The following is an 18363-nucleotide window of genomic DNA, read 5'->3' as shown; positions in this document are numbered from 1 at the left end:
TTACAGAGCGCCGCAACAACAATACTGGTTGTTGCGGCTTACTTGTCTGCTGACTTGGAATTTCCCATCTGATTACTCCACGCTTACGAATATGAATTGCTACATTTTATCCGATTATCTTTTGCTTTGCAATGCGGCATGGGCGCACTCAGCGTTCCAGCCCCCTCTGCCGCCCTAAATGCTTGCTCCAATGCATCGAGCACCATATCTGTATTCATCCGTGTCGATACTTTCCATCCAACAATTGCTCGTGAGAACACATCAATAATAAATGCAGTATAAACCCAGCCTGAATTTGTTTGAATATACGTAAAGTCACTCACCCACAGTTGGTCAGGATGATCAGCAGTAAAATTACGTTTTACCAAGTCATCCGCTCGTTTTTGATCATCTCGGCTACGGGTGGTTTGTTTGTTCTTACCACGCCAAACACCTTTTATACCTAGCTTTTGCATTAATCGAGCAACAGTACAGCGCGCAATAATATAGCCTTCACGTTTCAGTTTTTGCCAGACTTTACGTACACCATACCGACCTGAACTTTCCTTCCAAATTCGTTTAATCTCCTCAGCATGATGCAAGTCATGTAAATCTCGCTTTGCTCGATGTTCTGGATTTTCACAGAGATCTAGAGTCCGGTAATAGGTTGAAGGTGCGATCGGTAAAATTCTACAAATCGCCTCGACTCCGTACAGCTCTTTATTATTATGGATAAAATCCACCATTATTTGTGTGGGCGGTCGAGCTCCGCCTGGGCGAAAAAAGCGGCTGCTTTACGTAGAATTTCATTGGCGCGTTGCAGTTCTTTATTTTCGCGTTCGAGTTGTTTGATACGTTCTTGGTCTGAAAGCTGCTGTACTTTAACTGGATTTTGTTTATCTAAATATTTTTGATACCAAACACGTAGTGTTTCAGGAGTACAACCCTTGCGCAGTATACTGCTCAGGGAGCAATAGCGGTGATCGCAGCCCAATTCGATGGATAATCTTTCTCGGATTCAATCAATAATTGAACCGCTCTTTCTCTGATTTCAGGGGTATATTTTACTTTTTTCATCGGGACATTCTCTCAGAAAGCTTGGTCTCCGACAAACCCGGTACGGTTCAAAAATCTTCCATTGATTTATTTATATCTGTTAAACCAGTCGCATTATGAAATGTAATATAAGTAGAAATTTCAGTATAAATGGTCATGATCTTTTCTAAATTTGAATATCTAAGCGTCTTCATTAATCAACCTTATTGATTATTAGTTTCTTCTTTTAAAGCTCTTTGTACTGTTGCTATCCCTACTTTAAACTTTTCTGCAACACCTCTAAATGTTGAATTTTCTTCAGCCATTGCTTTTCGTATTTCAACATAGTCAACCTTCCGCTTTCTTCCCTTATATAAGCCCTTCGCTTTGGCTTTTGCAATTCCTTCCTTTTGACGCTCACGGATCATGGAGCGTTCAAACTCTGCAAATGCAGCAAGCATCTGAAACATGAGTTTATTTATTGCCGATTGTGCTACATCATGACTGAAGGTCAAATTCTCTTTATGAAAAATAATGGTTATACCACGATCATTCAGACTATTCACAATTTCGTTCAGATCATTTGTATTACGTGCCAGACGATCAATACTATGAACATGCACCGTATCACCTTCACGCAGATAGTCGAGCATTGCATTTAACTGAGGACGTTCACGGCTACCACCGCTTGCCTTTTCAGTAAAGGTCTTATCCAGGCTGATTCCATCTAATTGACGTTCAGTATTTTGTTCAGTTGAACTGACTCGAATATATCCGACCTGATTAGGCATTCTGTACCGTTAGAGTTTAGATAATTAAATACATATTGTACCGAAATTAAATATTAAGTCTATAAATACGGTTTTTGAGTTGCTTTTTAAGACTTTATTTTGTTCCGTTAGGCTATACTCTAAGTATACAAAATATATATGTGCAATTTTAATTTGTTCGTCATGAAATACATAAAATGTCATAGATAAAAAAATCCGGTTCAAAAAACCGGATTCTTATGTTGTTCATTTCATATTATGAAAGCTTAAATTAATAAAGACTGTACTTCTAATTGCTGACCATCATATAACTTGTCAGAAAAGTCTTTAATGAACTCATGCCGTCTACTTTCAGCAAAGAATTTGATCCCTACTAACCGCACATTTTCATCACCTTCAACTACAATAAGCTTTTGATCGTTTATTTCTTCCAGCATATTTTCTTTCCATGCATCTTGTATTAAACGATCATCACCTTTTGGCTCTAAAAAGACTTGGTAGTAAATATCATTATTAACTTTATCTTTCATTAACATAATGAAGTCAGGCATAAATCCTCTTACACCATTGAATTCCATTAATTTAAAACGAGTAGTTTTCTCATCATTACGAATAATGTAAATATCATCATATTTAGTATTCAACTTCTGCATAAACTGCTCTAACAGCTTAATAAGTTTATGCTCTAGCTGGTTCAGAATAGCTTGATCATAGACATACCATTTTTTGCCAATAGTGCTCTCTGCTGTAATTCTTTGATTGACCATCATGTTAGGATCTACATGAACACTATAATCAGTAATTACGTCTTTTAACGGTTTACTAATAAAACGGTGTGTACCTCTGTATTTCTGATAGTTACGACGAATATTTTCAGAAATTCTTGTCAAAACTGTTTCCAAAAATTTTAGCTTTTCTTGAGGATGGAACTTGTTTAGATCAAGCATGATTGGCAGGGTAATATTAATAGTTATTCCCCCTAAATAGTGCTGATCTAATATAAATTCCTGAATGCTTCCTAAATTTGGAAAATATTTTTTTAAATTACGAAACTCAAAGAAACTAATTTTTTGTAAGGCTTTGAACCAATAACGTTGGTCTAGTTGTAAAGTTTGTGTATGTAAAACTGTAGTTTGATTGCCTGATAAATTATCCAGCCCCACTTCATTGGCTGTTTTATATGAAATCTCATACTGTCTTTCTAATGAATATGACGTCCATGAGCGTTCATGTCCTGTAATTTCCTCTACTTCATTAAAAAATAAATGTCCATATTTATAAAAATGAGAATCTTTAAAAGCAGGCTTGAGCTTGGCGTGTTCAATGATACCTTGCCCATCTGTGTCCACCACAATATCAGCTTGCTCTAACGATTGATGCAAAGTTCTAATATAAGCAGGTTCATTGATTGTATGGTAATGCAATTGTTCTAAAATACTAAGATCACTTGTACTTAGATCATAGCGACGAACAAAACTTTTTTCATCGTTCAATAAAAATGGATAATATCGTGCTCCTCGACCAATTAACTGCGCTTCGCTATCAGTTCCTGATTTAGTTGATGATGCACTTTCACTTATTCGAACAATGTCGTATAAGTTCAAAACGTCCCAACCTTCATTTACCTTAGCAACAGCAAAAATTAATCGTATAGGGTTGTCAGGTTCTTCTAAAGTATTTAATAAAACAGGATATTCTTCCAAAATATCTGATTTATTAACATTTAAAATATTTAGTTCATTAAAATCTTCTTGTATACCTTCTACAATTTTTATAAGACTTTGATTTAAATAATAAGAAATTACTTTATTCCAAATACTGCTTGATGAAGTAATTTGAGATTGTTTACTTGCTAAATGCAGTTTAACTTTCTCTGGAGTTAAATCATTAATAATCTGTGTGAATTGTTCTTGTTTTGCTTTAGAAATAGCAATCTTATTCGATTTAAATAGAATAATTGGCTTAAAGTCCTTAATGCCATACTTGATTGCAACTAATTTACGATATTGACTTAATAACACGGCATCAAGCATCTTTTCATCATCATGCTGATTAGCTTCTAAGAGCATGACTTTCTTAGAAAATCCATCCGTCATAAATTTTTTTAAATCGTACTGATAAACGATTTTATCTTTATACTTCTGGTAAATTTCTTTATTTTCTAGATTAATCGTTGCTGTAAACTCTAATAAACGATTCTTATCTTGTAAAGCAAGAATACGATCAATTGTTCGTTCCCAGGTTAGTTCTTCATACTCTGTTGATGTCTTATATTTACCTCTAGCTTTTGTTTCAGCATTAAAGTGATGTGCTTCATCACCCAAAAGCACAAGCGGAATTTCTGCTAAATCTTCATAAGTGATACTGTTTTCTTTATAACTATTCAATTCATCATGAATTTTATGAATCGTAGATAATTTCAAGTAAATCGTATTTTTACTTGGTTGTCGTGGAAAAGACTCAACTGCCTCAATAACAATACGTTCACTTTCTATTTCTAAAGATTGTGTAAAAAGATATTTAGAGGATAGTTTATTCAAAAGATTTTCTTTTGTTTTTTGGATAATTGCATCGGTATGCACAAAGAAAATAAAATTTTGGTAGCCATATTCTTTAAATAAATAAAGAATGGCTCCTGCCATTACCATTGTTTTACCTGAACCAGTAGCCATATTAAATAACAAATGTTTAAAGCGTATATTTGCTTCATTGTGGCTTTGGGCATAGTGCAGATAACGTAAGGCTTCTTCTTGATAGGAACGTAAGTCATCTTTCAAGTTAGATTTTAAATATTCAGGCGTTTCATAATTCCCCTGAAATAATCCAAATTTATCAATTTGTTGAAATTGATTAAATAAAAAGTCTTGTTTAATCAGAGTAGTATTTCTAGCCATGATCAATCCTTTTGATAAAAGCTAGTAGTGAAAGTCTTATCACTTTCAGGAATAGCGAATCGCTGATCATCCATTTCAGATGCATTCACATACAATTGATTTTTGTCTAGAACTTCAATTAAAAGCTGTTTCTGATGAGAGAATTCAAGATCTGTAAAAGATACAAGATGATCAACACCATCTACTTCATATTTATTATTTAATACTTGATCTAAAGCAATATGATAATTAAGGTGTGCTTCAGCTTTCATCACTTCAAATAAGCCCAATAAATTTTCTGTTGTTTGTGCTTGTTCAATTTGATGAATAAAGATGGAGTTTAGTTCCATTAGCTCAGTATAAATAAAAGACCCGCCACCTTGCCAATCTACTTCTTTTGAGATACCAGTAGAATCACCTTGAATAATGTTATTCAGTCTTTTTATAGCTAAATCTTCAATATAATCTAGCTGTTCAATGCCAATATACTGACGTTTCATTTTATGAGCTACAGCACACGTAGTACCTGATCCTAAATGAAAATCTAATACTAGATCCCCTTCATTAGAAAATAATGCAATAATTCTTTTTAAAAGCATTTCAGGTTTCTTACCAAATCTTAAGGAAATATCTTCCCCACCTTCTTGGAATACATTGTTTATTCCTATATCTGTCCAAATATCACTAATAATAGAAGTTGGAGTTTTTTTTCCATTTATTACTCTTATTTTCTCACTTGCAAAAATGACTTCTCTTCCATTTAATACATATTTCCCTTCAATATCTAAAAACTTATTTCTTGGCTCTTTAGGATAATTTTTACTTCTATTAATAGCTGTTTGAAAAATTAAATGAGCATTATTAATCTTAAACTCAAGAACTTCTTTATCATTTTCTAGATTAATACCAGATTCTTTGAGTGCATTATTTAAGGAAATAGAAGTCCACTCATCTATATTTTCTGAATCATTCTTCTTAATAAAATTTTGGTATCTATTAAATGCAAAATCCCAATCTACAGGAATATATTGTGGATTTAGCGAAATATTAGAAGAATTTTTTGAATAAACTAAGATATGTTCTTTAATTTTAGGGATTTTTGTAGAAATATGGCTCATTTTCACACCACTTAAATGCGCCATCTGAATGCAAATAGAGTTTAAAAAATTCTCTCTTTTAAAAATACCATCACATAAAACTTTCAAATAACCAAATTCAACATCATTGATCTGTATACAAATAATTCCACTTTCACATAGGAGTTCATGTGCAACCTCTAAACGATTTTTCATAAAGGTTAGCCATGTTGAATGATTAAAATTATCGTTATATTTAAAGCCATCATCACCTGTATTATAAGGTGGATCAATATATATTAGCTTTACTTTACCCGCATATCGTTCTTTTAATGAATGTAAGGCTATTAAGTTATTACCTTTAATAACTAAATTATCCTTATCATTAAATTGAGTACATTTTTCTTCTATACCAGCTTTCGTATAACGCTTCGTATTTGTAAAAACTTTGGGTGAAAATAAACGATCAATTTCATCACGAGCAATGATTTCATTGTAATAAATTTCATTTTTCGCTTCCTCTTCTTTAGTCATCCCCCCTTCAAGAACACAATCCTTAAATGGAAAATCTAGCACAACATCAGAATTGTAATCTAAGTATTTCCCTTCACTTGTTAAACCTACCTTATTACGGTACTTAGTGAAACTATCAGCCCAATATTCCTTATATTTCAAAAGGCTAATGAGCTTATCGAAATCAAAAATTAGAACACCATCGACATCAGTACTATAAATAGACTTAATCTTACTGTTATTGATTAAGGCTTTAACTAAATCAGCTTCTTTTTTCTGAATTGCATCAATAACGAGGGATCTTTGGAGGTTTTCACCATTCCAAAATTTTGGAAACTGCTTAAGAATTGTTTTTAGCGTTTGAATTAGAGCTGTATCCATGAATTATTACCGATGCTAAAACTTTATAAATGCAGAATTATAGGCGATTCTAATCCAATTGATCTTAGTATTTAACCTAAAAATCCTAGACTAGAGCATGAGTTGCACGATTTACTTACTTCATTAAGAAGATTCTTTTAAATTTTTCTCATCTTTTATATGTTCGGTAACTCTTATCATCCAATACATCAATACAAAAAATGGAATAAGCAGAATTAAAAGGTAAAGGATACTAAAATTCAGAAAGTATCTGGCAAAAGATAAGATTGTCAGTAAGACCAATAATCCGCAAACCGTATAGACAATTTTATTGCGTTTACTAATTAGCTCGACAATAGAAAGATCCTGATTTTTCATTCTATGATTCCTAGTAGCTTGTGCAATACTGCATTTCCCTATAACCATGTAGCATATTCACCAGAACCATGAGTTGATTAAGGTACGTACTAGGTAGCCCTTCTAGCTCAGGGAATTTTTCCCACATTAGATATTTATCTTTGTAGAGAAAGCAATTTTTCTTAAATTTCTCTTGGCCTGATAAATCAATTTTCATTTGTTCAAGCTGTTTAAAATGCTCAACCACATCATCTGGAATCGGCATATTGAGAGCTACACTTTTACCATTTAACCAATATTGGATTGGTCGGACGTTAATAGATTCATTAAAGCCTACAGCTTTGAAATAATCGCGTATCGCTTCAGGGTTGTAAAATCCCAATGATTCAACTAGCAGTTTAAAATCTGCATTTGTCATTCTTTACCGTCCTTAATCAGATTAAATTTGATTATATAGTCCACAGGTGGACAATACAAGCAATATCCCAAGTTTAACCTTCTATTGGTTTTAGTAGATTATGGACTGCCAATATTATTGTCTGGTCCATAATCTCTAAAACGTCTAATCCCGATGCTTGGATAAAAGCTGCAAGCTGCAGCGTTTATCCAGGCATCTATATTACCTATCTAATCTAGATCCATAGCACATATATCAGAGCAAAGTGTCTACTTTGCGAACTGACGCAATCAGTTAAATTTTCCCTTCCCTGATTACCGTTGATTTTCAAGTGAGCTTTAAAAAGCTGTGCTTTTTAAATGGCGACCGCAGAAAATAAACTGCTCCCATTTGATCTAGTAGCGGGATATAAAAAACACCCTTAATGGGTGTTTTCGTGGCCTAGATTATCGAGATATATCTTTATTTTTATTTCTCTCTTGAGTTTTAACTTGTGGCTGCTGTACTGGCTGTTGTTTTGGAGCATTGGCATCATAAGCCGTTAATTTTGGCTTATGAAATTTCTGATTTTGAATATCGGCATTATGTTGAATCTGAAGCTTAGTTTTATCATTTTTGGTTAAAGCTTTTTCAGTTGTTTCTTTCAATTTACTCAAGCTTTGAGCTTCCCACTTCCCTTTATTTGCCAGTGTTTGAACTCTTGCGCCTGTTGGCAGTCCAGTTTTAGGATCAATTTCTTTAGTATTCACTTCTACTTTGTTAGACCCTTTATAGGTCAGGACAATATCATCATTCTTAATGATATTTTGTTCTTTCAAAGTACGTTCCAGATCCTTCGCCCAGATTGTATTTTTTTCACCTTTACTATTTTCAATAGTGGCGTAGTAGCTGCTGTTATTTTTAGGATCATGCTTATAAGGTGCTGCACCATGATCTACTAATTTTCCAACGTGCATTTTTTTCTGGTTAAGCTGTTCAACCGCAACGTCTATACTGGCTGTGCGCTGCTTTTCTGTGAAGCCGTCAGCTTTCATTTTTTTATCAAAAACTGTCAGTAAAGCTTTCTCCTGTTCTGACAGGTTATTAATTTTTTCCTTCCGTTCCTGTACTGGATCTACTTTATCCTTCTCATTTAAAGGCTTCTCTTTCTGGCGTTCATTACCCTTTTCAATAGTATTGGGAACTATCTCTTTACCTTGTTCTTTTTTCATGTCATTGAGCAAGGCTAGATCAATATCACGAGGTTCATAACCCTTTACTGTCATGCCCTTCATTGAAGCTTCAAGCCATACATTCCGTTTAAATTCTTCAGAGCCTTTAACCTGTATTGTTTCCCATTTTTTAGCTTTTGCTACCTCCACCATTGAAGCAGCAATATGTTTATCATCAATTGTGGTTTTTAAAGCTTTTCCAGAATCTTCAAAAGCTACTTTTTCAGGATTACCTTTAAAGTGATATTTGTCATCTACCACATAATATTTATTGAGCAATGCTTTAGGTATGCCTTCTTCACTAGATTCTTTACTGTCATCAGCTTTTAGCTTTTTGGTATCAGTTACCTTAGTTTCTTCAGGATCTTGATTAATACCTTTTGTACTTTTTGAAATATCTATATTTTCAGCTTTTTCAATCGAATTGACTTCAGCTTGATTTGTTTCTAACGTCTGGCCAAGTTTGGTATAGCCTGTTTGTTCTTTATTAAAACTAGGTTTATCGACCTTGTTTGCTTCAGTCATGATCAAGTCCTTATTGATTAGAAATATTTTGGCGACGTGCTGCTTCGTCAATAATCATTTTGGTTTGAATATATTTGTCTGTTAGAAGTGCAATTTGTCTTTCAGTTTCAGTGCTTAAATCTTTATTTTGCTGATATACAGCTATGCTTTGCATATAGTTTTTTACAGTGTCAGGCTGATTAACCGCTTTTGATGAAAAGCCATTAGGACTGGTCACGGCTTTATTTGAAGTACAGCCCACAACTGAAAAAGATAGGGCAAGGCTGATTAATGTAAGAGAGATTTTTTTCATGATAGTTTCCTTATTTAGAATTAACTTGGTCTGAAAACGCCTGATAAACGTCATCAATATCTGAATTTTCTATAGATCCGTTTTGACCTTCATCGACTGCAACCAGATTTTCCATTTCTGCAATCATGGCCAGAGGATCTGATTCATCGGCTGCAACTAGATTTTCCGCTTGTTCTGGTTCATCGACTGCAACCAGATTTTCCATTTCTGCAATCATGGCCAGAGGATCTGATTCATCGGCTGCAACTAGATTTTCCACTTGTTCTGGTTCATCGACTGCAACCAGATTTTCCATTTCTGCAATCATGGCCAGAGGATCTGATTCATCGGCTGCAACTAGATTTTCCACTTGTTCTGGTTCATCGACTGCAATCAGATTTTCCATTTCGTCATGACTAAATTCAGTGTCATCAACTGCAATAAGGTTTTCCGTTTGCTCTGGTTCATCTACTGCAACTAGGTTTTCTATTGGATTTTCAGCACTAGCTTCCACCTGGCTAAAGAAGTCATCGACAATATTTTGCGCTTCAGTATCTTCTTCCCATTCAACAGCCCCAAAGAATTGATCGACCACTTGTAGACATTCTTCAGGTTGTGGATTTTCTGGATCTTCAAAAACTGTTTTATCTAACTTAAATTCAGGGATAACTAAGCTAGAAATATCTATCTGTTCAGCCTGTTCTACTGTAGTAATTTCAGTTATACGTTTTTCAATTTTTGCCTTATGCAGCTTTACGTCTAAATCAGGAATAGGAATTGAAAGTTCCAGATCCTCAAAGGCAATTTTTTCTAATTGCTTGTGAGTTGGAAAACCTTTAATTGCTTTCATGCTAGGAGAAACGGACTTTAGGCGATCCACAAAAGCACTGTCATTAAAATACTTAGCCTTTTCACACATGATAGGTTTTGTATTTTCCATAAAGATAATTTCTTTATCTTGCGACAATTCTTTTAACTCTTGAGGGAGCATTAAAGCTCGTCTTTGATCTGATTCATTTTCTGAATTAGAGCCACCTTGCCCCCATGCCATAGAACGGCTTTGGCCTTTAGATTTTGCTTTGAAAGTGAAATAGCCAAGCATTTCACTATATTCATTAGCATCTCGTTGTTCTCTAGGCGGGTAAACGATCTGCAAAGCATGGTTAGTTACAAGCCCCCTAGTTTGAGTTTTATAAACGTCCTCTAACTGGCCAATAGACTGAATAATTGTTAATAAACGAATGTTATAACCCGCAATAAATGAGTTAGCGTCTGCAATTTTCGCTACTTTACCGACAGCCGTTGCTTCATCATTCACGACTAGGCACTGGTATTTCAAAGATGAATCTTGTTGTGGCAGTGTTTTTAGATTCACATCAATTAAGAGTGAATAAAATAAATTAATTAAGTTCTTAGCATCCCCTAAGCGGTTAGGTTGAACACCAAAATAAATAGACATTCTTTGTCTGCGTACATCTTCAAGTTTAAAGTCACTTGATGAAGTTGCAGCATCCACAATCGGGTTCGCAAAAATCGTTAAAGGTGAGGTAAAAGTAGAAATGATGTTACCGAGCGTATTGTCTGGTGAACTTAAAAAACGGTTTAAAGCATCTAGGCAAGTATCACTAAGCGGTTTATCACTTTGCGCTCTTTCATCAATAATAGATCTAATATGATCCTGAATTGGCTTACCTTTACCTGAACTCTGTCTTAAAACCTCGCCCATAGTTACAGGCAGATCTTCAGTTTCAAATAGATATAGGGCTAGGCCAAGAAATAAGTTATTAGCATTGTCATTCCAGAAATCGGTTTTAGCATCACCAGTCACAGGGTAGAAGCTTCGACCAATAGCAAGAATTTCACCTACTCTAAAATTTTCGTCATGACTAACGGTATCAAATGGATTCCATTTATGAGATTTTAGATCTTCAGAAAATGGGCTGAATAGATAAACTTTCTGGCCATTCTTAGCACGAAATTTAGAAGTTAGTAGGAAGTTTTCAAGCTTTAAATCCAGTACAACTACACTATCCGAATAGTTTAGAAGGTTAGGGATAACAATCGCTACACCTTTACCGCTTCGTGTCGGAGCAGCCAGAAGTACGAATTGCTGACCGCCAAGCATTAAATATTTATTATGATATTTCCCTACTAAAATTCCCTTATTTCCCATCAATCCAGATTTCTGAATTTCTTTGGTTGTGGCAAATCTGGCATCACCGTGTAACGACTGTTTTTTATTAAACAGACTAGCAATGACTAAAGCAGGGAGAACAAAAGTGATAAATAGTGAAGCGATCAAGGCACCTTGCAGCTTTTTCTTTTGTGCAGGTACATTGTGTGCATATAAATCCCAATAATACCCCCACGTTGTCAGATTCACTTCAGGAAATGGATTGGTCTTATTAGCTAAATAATAAAGAACACCGGCCAGATATTTAGCAATAAAGAAACCAACGACCGCTAAAAAAATTGCAAGGAGTAGGATCAGGATTTTTTTATTCACGCCCTATCCCCTACAATAATTTCAGCATCACCAAATTGAGCCTTAACTTTAGAAACAGGATCAAATTTGATTTCAGAAATAAAGCGTTCTTTACCTATTAAATTACTTTCATCATCGTATTTTTTCTTCACTTCAACATGAACAATAATATCAATTGTTAAAGCAACTAATTCCTTTAGTGTAGTGGCATCGTAGATATTTGCTTGTTCATGTTCTTTGCACATAAAGACGTAGCGATCATAAGCCAGTGAACAGCTTTCAGCGTGATAACTTGTAATAGATCCACTGTGACCAGTTGTAAGCAGTTTCAGAAAGTCAAAAGCTTCTCCACCACGTAATTCAGCAAGTAATACACGGTCTGGCTTCATACGCATATTACTAGCGATCAGATCAGATGGAGTTACCTTAGCTTTACCTTGACCACCTTTAGAATAAAGTAGGTGAACCTTGTTTTCATGTGGAACAAAAAGTTCACGTACATCTTCAATAGTGACAAGACGTTCATCTTTAGGAATGTACTGACAAATTGCCTTCATGAAAGTGGTTTTACCAGAACCAGTATCACCAACAACTGCAATATTTTTCTTACATTGAACAGCGAATTTAAAAAATCCCTCAAGATCTTTGTTTTCTAAAAACTGGACTAGCTTAATATCTTCAGTACGTAATACAGGTTTAAACTGCTCAAACTCTTTAGATTTCCCATATCTGAAGTGGTCAAAAAAGCCTTGATCTTTATATTCCTGAAATGATCGGTTTGACTCGTCAGGAATACGGATTGTCATTGATACCGTTCCATTTTCAATGGCTGGCGGTAGAACGATCTGAATACGCTCTCCATCAGGTAATTGAGCAGATAATATAGGGTTTTCTTGGCCAATCCGTTGATTGGTATAGGTAGCAATAACATTAGCTAAAGCTGTTATTTGCGCCATTTCCAGATTTATAGAATGCTTTTCCCATCCTTTATTAGATTCCGTCCAAACTTCGTTAGGTGCGTTAATTGCAATTTCAGTCACCCCTTTAGTTTTTAAGAATTTTTCTAATGGAAGTAATAGCTGTCTAACCATTACATCCTTGCTTAAAACATTATTTTGCGCGGAGTTCATACACACCTCTGAAATCAATATCTTTGGCCACGTAAATTGAAGCTACATCACCCTGATTTTTATAAATTGTTGGCTTGATATTGATTGTTTCATTCAACACTGTTTCAGCCATTGATTTACCCATGTCTGAAGTGTTTTGAAGCATATAAGGAGTGCTATTGTTCCCGCCTGTTTCTTTAGAAATACCGTAAGCAATAGCGTCTTGAACTAAAGAAAGCATAAACGCTGCACCGATACGTGCGCCCCAACGGTTATCTACTCGACCACTTAAACCACCTGTTCCTAAATGGTCTGCTGCGGGAGAATCAATATCGACAATAACACCATGTGGAGTTTTTAAGCGTGACCAGATGATACCTAAACGTCTTTGCCCTTGTGCTGCAATACTTTTGTATTCTCCAATGACTTCAGATCCCGCTTCAGCAAGGACTACACGACCATTATCAGAATAAACAGGTTGTGGAAGGACACATGAAGCCATACCGCCAATTTCTGAAACGACTTTAACTGACAGGTTGCAACGGATTACACGACCTTTAGCAATTAAGTAATTTCGATCCCCAATAAACCTAGCCTGGACTTTATTAGAGGAATGATTAGCCATGTTAGTTGTAGCTTGTTGTGGCTGATGCTGCATAGGTTCATCATCATCATGGGCTAAAGACATCAAACCAGATCCAGAGAAATTACCAGAACGGCTATTACTATTCTGATCCTGTTCAAACTGTTTCATCATGCCTGTTACTTGGTTATAAGCTGCTTGATGATTCATGCTTGACGGTTGGCCAACCGCCCCGCCTTGTTGTGAAGGATTGACAAAAATCCCGCCACCGTAACGGCTTCCATTGTTTAAAGGTACATATTGAGCTTGTTGTTGTGGCTGTGGCTGAATTACTACAGGCTGTTGATTTGCTGCTTGTTGTTCAACTACTGGCGCAGCTTCAGGCTGTCTTAAAATCTGCTGACCATTTTGGCATTGAAAAACCAACATGCCGTTATAAGTTAAAGCATTACCGTTATTGTCTGTTAGCTGTCTAGGAATACTTTGATCCTGACAGGCATCTAGGCTTTGAAATTGAGCATTTTGACCTGCATCCATTGGCACAGGATCAGTATTAGTAAAATCCCTTCTTTTAGCTGAAGCATCTAGGCTTGGATCTATCTGATTTTCTTTTAATTGGGCTGCTTCTTCAGCATCACTACTATCTGAAAAGAAGTTATAGGCAAAGACCGCTATAACAGTAAAAAGTACCGCCATAACTGCAATAAACGCTATTTTTTTACCTTTTCCATCTTCCTGATCCCCACGTTCATTGACAGAAACAATGCCATTTTCTGATTCGTTAAATTCTTCATCAGGAGCTTGTTGATCATCTAATGGTTTTTGATCATTAATATTCATTAGTTCATATCCCCAGTAATGACACGTTTAACACCCTCTACAGTAGTGCCATCTTGAGGAGCAACACCGACAGGATCATAAGATTCATTGAAAATGCTCACTACGCCTTTTCCTTGACGTAAAACAAATTTTTTAGCTAGAGCTTCAACAATCAAAAGTTTTGGATCTTCTTTACTGATATGGAAATTAACTTTTTCTTCCCCTTCCGTACCTTCAATAAATACGACTGGAATATCAGTATTTCCTTTAAATCGCATATAGGTAAAACGACCGTCATCAAATAGCATTTCTGGAACAAAGTGCTTCCCTTTGCTGTTTGCAGCTTGACGATAATTCCAGTTTTTAGGGATAGGCGCAGCATTGGCTAAACGATGCTGTAAAACCAAAAATTCAGTAAGTTGGCTTTCTTCTTTTAATTGTGCTGCATAAGCGTTATAGCGTTGAGCTTCTTCCTGTTTACGTTTTTCTTCTTCTTCTTGTGGATATTTAAAGACAACACGATACATCGGTTTTTCTTTGGCATTATTTAGAACTTGAAAATCAAAACTATAATCACGCTTATTAGTGCGTAACTCTAAGTTATTCCGAGTAGCCTTATCCTTTGGCTTCACCCATACTAAATTTGATCCAGTATCCGCAAAAATACACCAATTGGTGTCATCCTTTTCACAGTCTGAAGGGTATCCAGTAGCAGCACCACGCTCTAAAATTCTTTCACCTTCACCTAATACAATGCGGGTTACAGTGCCTTTTTTGACAGTAATTCGATAAACATCATTAGGAACATAATTGATTGTTCTAATACGTGAATCGGTAGGCATAGCTTTAGGCGTAATTGCTGCATAAGAGATCCCATGCACCGCCAAACCCAAAGCAAGAATTAATTTTTTCATGTAATGATCCTTTACATTCCTTGTTGAGCTTGTGGCTGAACAGCAGCCCCGCCTTGTTGAGCTTGTGGCTGAACAACAGCCCCGCCTTGTTGAATCGGAACATAGACTTGCTGACTAGGTTCAACAACCGCAGCTTGCGCTACAGGTCTGTTAGGAGATAGTTCAGGATCGACACGATAGCCCACGACCTTAAAGCCGAATGGGTTTTTAATTAGATCTTTTTCTACCAGTTTATTTAGATTGTTCGGAGCATATTCATATCGAATACTTGCAATATAATATTGTGGCTGTTCATCACGATTAGCTTCGACTGAATGCAAAGTCTTAGTGAAGCGGACACTAGCGGTAAAACCTGTTTCATCCTGATTAGTCTGGACAGAAATCACATCAACTTTTAATTCATATTTTTTGCCGTATTTTTTATCTCTTGCACTATCACCTTCATAGAGTGAAGCAAAGTCATTACCGACCTGATTACTACTCATAGTCATGACTAAATCATAATCTGGCTGTAATAACGGATAGAAATAACTCTCACGGGCGGTTACATAACGAGTAATGTTATTTTTATCAATTAATTCTTGTTTGCCTTTCACTTGCTGATCATCAACAACGCCCACGTATTCAACATTTCCTTGAGCTTTATCTACTGTGAAAACAACAGGTACAGTCTGGCGCATTGGAGCTAATGTCACTAATCCAATGGCTTCTAAGACGGCCACGCCCACCGCTACTTTTGCAATAGTCCAAGCTTTACGTTCTGACTTAGCTCGCATCGCAATAAGATCTGCTTCCCAATCCATAGCTTTTTCATAGCTTTTAGCTTCTTCAGCAGCAGATACTTTTTTAAGTTTGTTCATGATAGACCCGATAGACCCTATTAGAGTTATTTCTCTAAGTATGCCAAAAAATATAAAACTCGTAAACCAAAATAATGTATTTTGGTTTTATTAATTCAATGTTTTCTGAAAAATTGCAAAAAAAATACCCATTTCAAAAGAAATGGGCTTTTTTTTAAAAGTTTAGTTACCAGAGTAGCCGTCAAGAATGTTGCCTTTTTGGGCAGCACGTTTTAATCGGCCTTCAATTTCAAGCTGTTGTGCTGCATCTTTTTGAGCTTGCGCTTGCGCCTGCATCAAAGCAATTCGGTTTGCATCATTAGCAACTTGTGACTGTTCCGCTTGAATCCTAGCCTGTAACTCAGCGATAGCTTTAGCATCAGTAGTGTTATTGATCTGTTTACGCAGATTATCAATCTGCTCAGTACGCAGATCCGCAACGCCTAACGCTTGCTGATTTAAAGCCTGTGTTTGTGCATTGTTATTTAATGCAGCTTGACAGGCTTTATAGTTCTGGCCAGTTCTAGAAGCACAGTCATAAACCATTGTGGCATCACGAATGTTCCTAGCTGCTGAAGTCATACCATTGACACCGCCTTGTTGGATGCCTTTATAAATGTCAGCAACATCACTTGGAATCACGTCTTTAAGATATGGATTATTGACAGCATCACCGAAACCACGAATACCAGTAATGGAATCGTATTGCTGTTTTGCCTGTTGGATCTGGTTCACCATCTGATTGTATTGCTCACCCCAAGCCACCATATTTTGAACAGCTTGAACAAGGTTAGCACCGTCAATGACAGGAATACCTGTAGCATTGGCTTGACCACTAATAAACAAAGATGAACCTAAACCCAAAGCTAACAATTGTTTTTTCATTAGAAAAATTCCTATTTGTTTCTTTTGAGGTTAGAGAGTGTGTGTCGTTGATATAACGGCTTAGATCCTCCTGTATTCGAGCTATTGGAATTATTAGAGCTGCTAGAATTCCCTTGAACACTTCCCCCAGTGGTAGGAGTAGCTGAAGCACTATCAGATTTTGAATTATTACCGCCACGACCTTTAGTAATTGCTTGAGCTACAGCACGACCGACACCTTGAACACCCGCCCCACCTGTTATGGCTGAAGCCATCGTTGGAATGTTCCACATGATCACTACAATAGTTCCCGCAACAATACAGAGGGAAACTACAGAAGTAAGAATGTCGCCCGCATCAAAGTTATTAGTGATTTGCGTACACATGCCTGAAACGAAAGCAAAGAGCATACTGATAATTGCTGTGATAAAGCCTATGGTGAAAACATAGCTCAATGTTTGAGAAAGCCAACTTTCAAAATATTTTTGTGTAGCAGGGAACATTGCACACAGAATGAATATGGGACCAACGCCTAAACAAAGTTGCAGACTGATTTTTGCCAGTAAATATAGGCCAGTACCAATGAAGAACAATAGGAATTGAGCGACAGCAACAACAGCAGCAGATAAATACAAGCCAATATCAGGGAAAACGCCAGAAGCTGATTCAGCTTCCTCACCTAATTTTTGGATTAATTCACCCCACGGAACGCTCACTTGATCCAGTAAAGCACCTAACGAAGATTCACCACCTGGACTAACAATTTGAATTAAACCTATGGCTAGTCCGTTAATGGCTTCAACAACAAAGGACTGATAAACCCCTGCACTTAAAGCAATCCCACCCACAAAAGCGATCTTAAAAAACTTCCATAAAGCGGTATAAATGGAATCTTCTTGTGCACCAGTCGCAATATTGTAGCCAATGATCAGGATATAAATTGTTGCAGCAGTCAAAGCTATAGGAACAATTGCAGAAGCGATATTACTACTAACACCTGTCACGTAACTTGCTAATAGAGAATCAATTTTTGTTTCTAATGTAGTAATAATTGCCATTGCAATCCCCTATGAATCCTTAATTATTTTGAATCTGGGTTATATCCATCGAGGATATTTCCCGATCCTTTTTTAGTTTCTGGTTTTACTGATTTTTGAGGTGCAGAAGGATCATATTCATCAAGAATATTACCCTTTTGGGATGCTCTAGCCTTGCGCTGCTTCAGTTCCTCTTGCTGTTCAGCAGTTAAATCTTGAGGTTTTAATTGTTGTGCAGCCATCACTTCTTCTTTTAACTGCTTAACCTGTTCCTTATCATCAGAACATGCAGTTGTTAAAGTAGAAATAACCAACAAACTTGATAGTGCTAAAAACTTAGTCATGA

The 18363-nt window shown here is 36.1% G+C and carries 14 protein-coding genes, 1 pseudogene and 1 other annotated feature; all 15 genes and pseudogenes read right to left on the bottom strand.

Going from position 1 to position 18363, the window contains the following annotated elements; genetic code table 11:
- Positions 1 to 83 precede the first annotated feature (83 nt).
- A pseudogene (locus FTV25_RS13105) lies at positions 84 to 1056 on the bottom strand (IS3 family transposase).
- Positions 651 to 767 (bottom strand) — a sequence feature (AL1L pseudoknot). (Overlaps the previous pseudogene by 117 nt.)
- Before the next feature lie 182 nt (positions 1057 to 1238).
- Positions 1239 to 1805, bottom strand: a complete 567-nt coding sequence (locus FTV25_RS13100) for a recombinase family protein (protein ID WP_006581699.1) — start codon at positions 1803 to 1805, stop codon at positions 1239 to 1241.
- A 245-nt stretch (positions 1806 to 2050) separates the two neighbouring features.
- The gene (locus FTV25_RS13095) at positions 2051 to 4678 is read right to left on the bottom strand and encodes a DEAD/DEAH box helicase family protein (RefSeq protein WP_180009801.1); all 2628 of its coding nucleotides are present in this window, start codon (positions 4676 to 4678) and stop codon (positions 2051 to 2053) included.
- A gap of 2 nt (positions 4679 to 4680) precedes the next feature.
- Positions 4681 to 6627 (bottom strand): site-specific DNA-methyltransferase, encoded by a 1947-nt coding sequence (locus tag FTV25_RS13090; RefSeq protein ID WP_180009802.1) that lies wholly within the window; start codon positions 6625 to 6627, stop codon positions 4681 to 4683.
- Positions 6628 to 6994: 367 nt separating this feature from the next.
- Positions 6995 to 7381, bottom strand: coding sequence for a hypothetical protein (locus tag FTV25_RS13085; protein WP_180009803.1), 387 nt, complete (start codon positions 7379 to 7381; stop codon positions 6995 to 6997).
- A gap of 425 nt (positions 7382 to 7806) precedes the next feature.
- Positions 7807 to 9096, bottom strand: a complete 1290-nt coding sequence (locus FTV25_RS13080; protein WP_180009804.1) for an LPD7 domain-containing protein — start codon at positions 9094 to 9096, stop codon at positions 7807 to 7809.
- Positions 9097 to 9106: 10 nt separating this feature from the next.
- Positions 9107 to 9388 carry a hypothetical protein gene (locus FTV25_RS13075; protein WP_005248700.1) on the bottom strand — a complete coding sequence of 94 codons (282 nt, stop codon included), beginning with the start codon at positions 9386 to 9388 and terminating at the stop codon, positions 9107 to 9109.
- Positions 9389 to 9398: 10 nt separating this feature from the next.
- Positions 9399 to 11873, bottom strand: coding sequence for a type IV secretory system conjugative DNA transfer family protein (locus tag FTV25_RS13070; RefSeq protein WP_180009805.1), 2475 nt, complete (start codon positions 11871 to 11873; stop codon positions 9399 to 9401).
- Positions 11870 to 12982: a P-type DNA transfer ATPase VirB11 gene (gene virB11, locus FTV25_RS13065; protein WP_005253250.1), complete on the bottom strand. Its 1113-nt coding sequence runs from the start codon at positions 12980 to 12982 to the stop codon at positions 11870 to 11872. Before virB11 ends, FTV25_RS13070 begins: the two co-directional genes overlap by 4 nt.
- Complete coding sequence (virB10, locus tag FTV25_RS13060; protein ID WP_111034402.1) at positions 12963 to 14384, bottom strand: type IV secretion system protein VirB10; 1422 nt, start codon at positions 14382 to 14384, stop codon at positions 12963 to 12965. Before virB10 ends, virB11 begins: the two co-directional genes overlap by 20 nt.
- Positions 14384 to 15277, bottom strand: coding sequence for a TrbG/VirB9 family P-type conjugative transfer protein (locus tag FTV25_RS13055; protein ID WP_111034401.1), 894 nt, complete (start codon positions 15275 to 15277; stop codon positions 14384 to 14386). The genes virB10 and FTV25_RS13055 overlap by 1 nt, the downstream gene beginning before the upstream one ends.
- 11 nt (positions 15278 to 15288) lie before the next feature.
- The gene (locus tag FTV25_RS13050) at positions 15289 to 16137 is read right to left on the bottom strand and encodes a virB8 family protein (protein ID WP_053142621.1); all 849 of its coding nucleotides are present in this window, start codon (positions 16135 to 16137) and stop codon (positions 15289 to 15291) included.
- A 162-nt stretch (positions 16138 to 16299) separates the two neighbouring features.
- Positions 16300 to 17001 carry a P-type DNA transfer protein VirB5 gene (gene virB5 / locus FTV25_RS13045; RefSeq protein ID WP_004644764.1) on the bottom strand — a complete coding sequence of 234 codons (702 nt, stop codon included), beginning with the start codon at positions 16999 to 17001 and terminating at the stop codon, positions 16300 to 16302.
- A gap of 11 nt (positions 17002 to 17012) precedes the next feature.
- Positions 17013 to 18038 carry a type IV secretion system protein gene (locus FTV25_RS13040; protein ID WP_026444410.1) on the bottom strand — a complete coding sequence of 342 codons (1026 nt, stop codon included), beginning with the start codon at positions 18036 to 18038 and terminating at the stop codon, positions 17013 to 17015.
- 23 nt (positions 18039 to 18061) lie between these two features.
- Positions 18062 to 18361, bottom strand: a complete 300-nt coding sequence (locus FTV25_RS13035; RefSeq protein ID WP_180009806.1) for a hypothetical protein — start codon at positions 18359 to 18361, stop codon at positions 18062 to 18064.
- Positions 18362 to 18363: the final 2 nt, after the last annotated feature.

This window comes from Acinetobacter sp. YH12249 (assembly GCF_013417475.1).
Classification (GTDB): domain Bacteria; phylum Pseudomonadota; class Gammaproteobacteria; order Pseudomonadales; family Moraxellaceae; genus Acinetobacter.
Note: the sequence above shows the minus strand (reverse complement) of the source record. Positions and strands in the feature narration are given on the sequence as shown.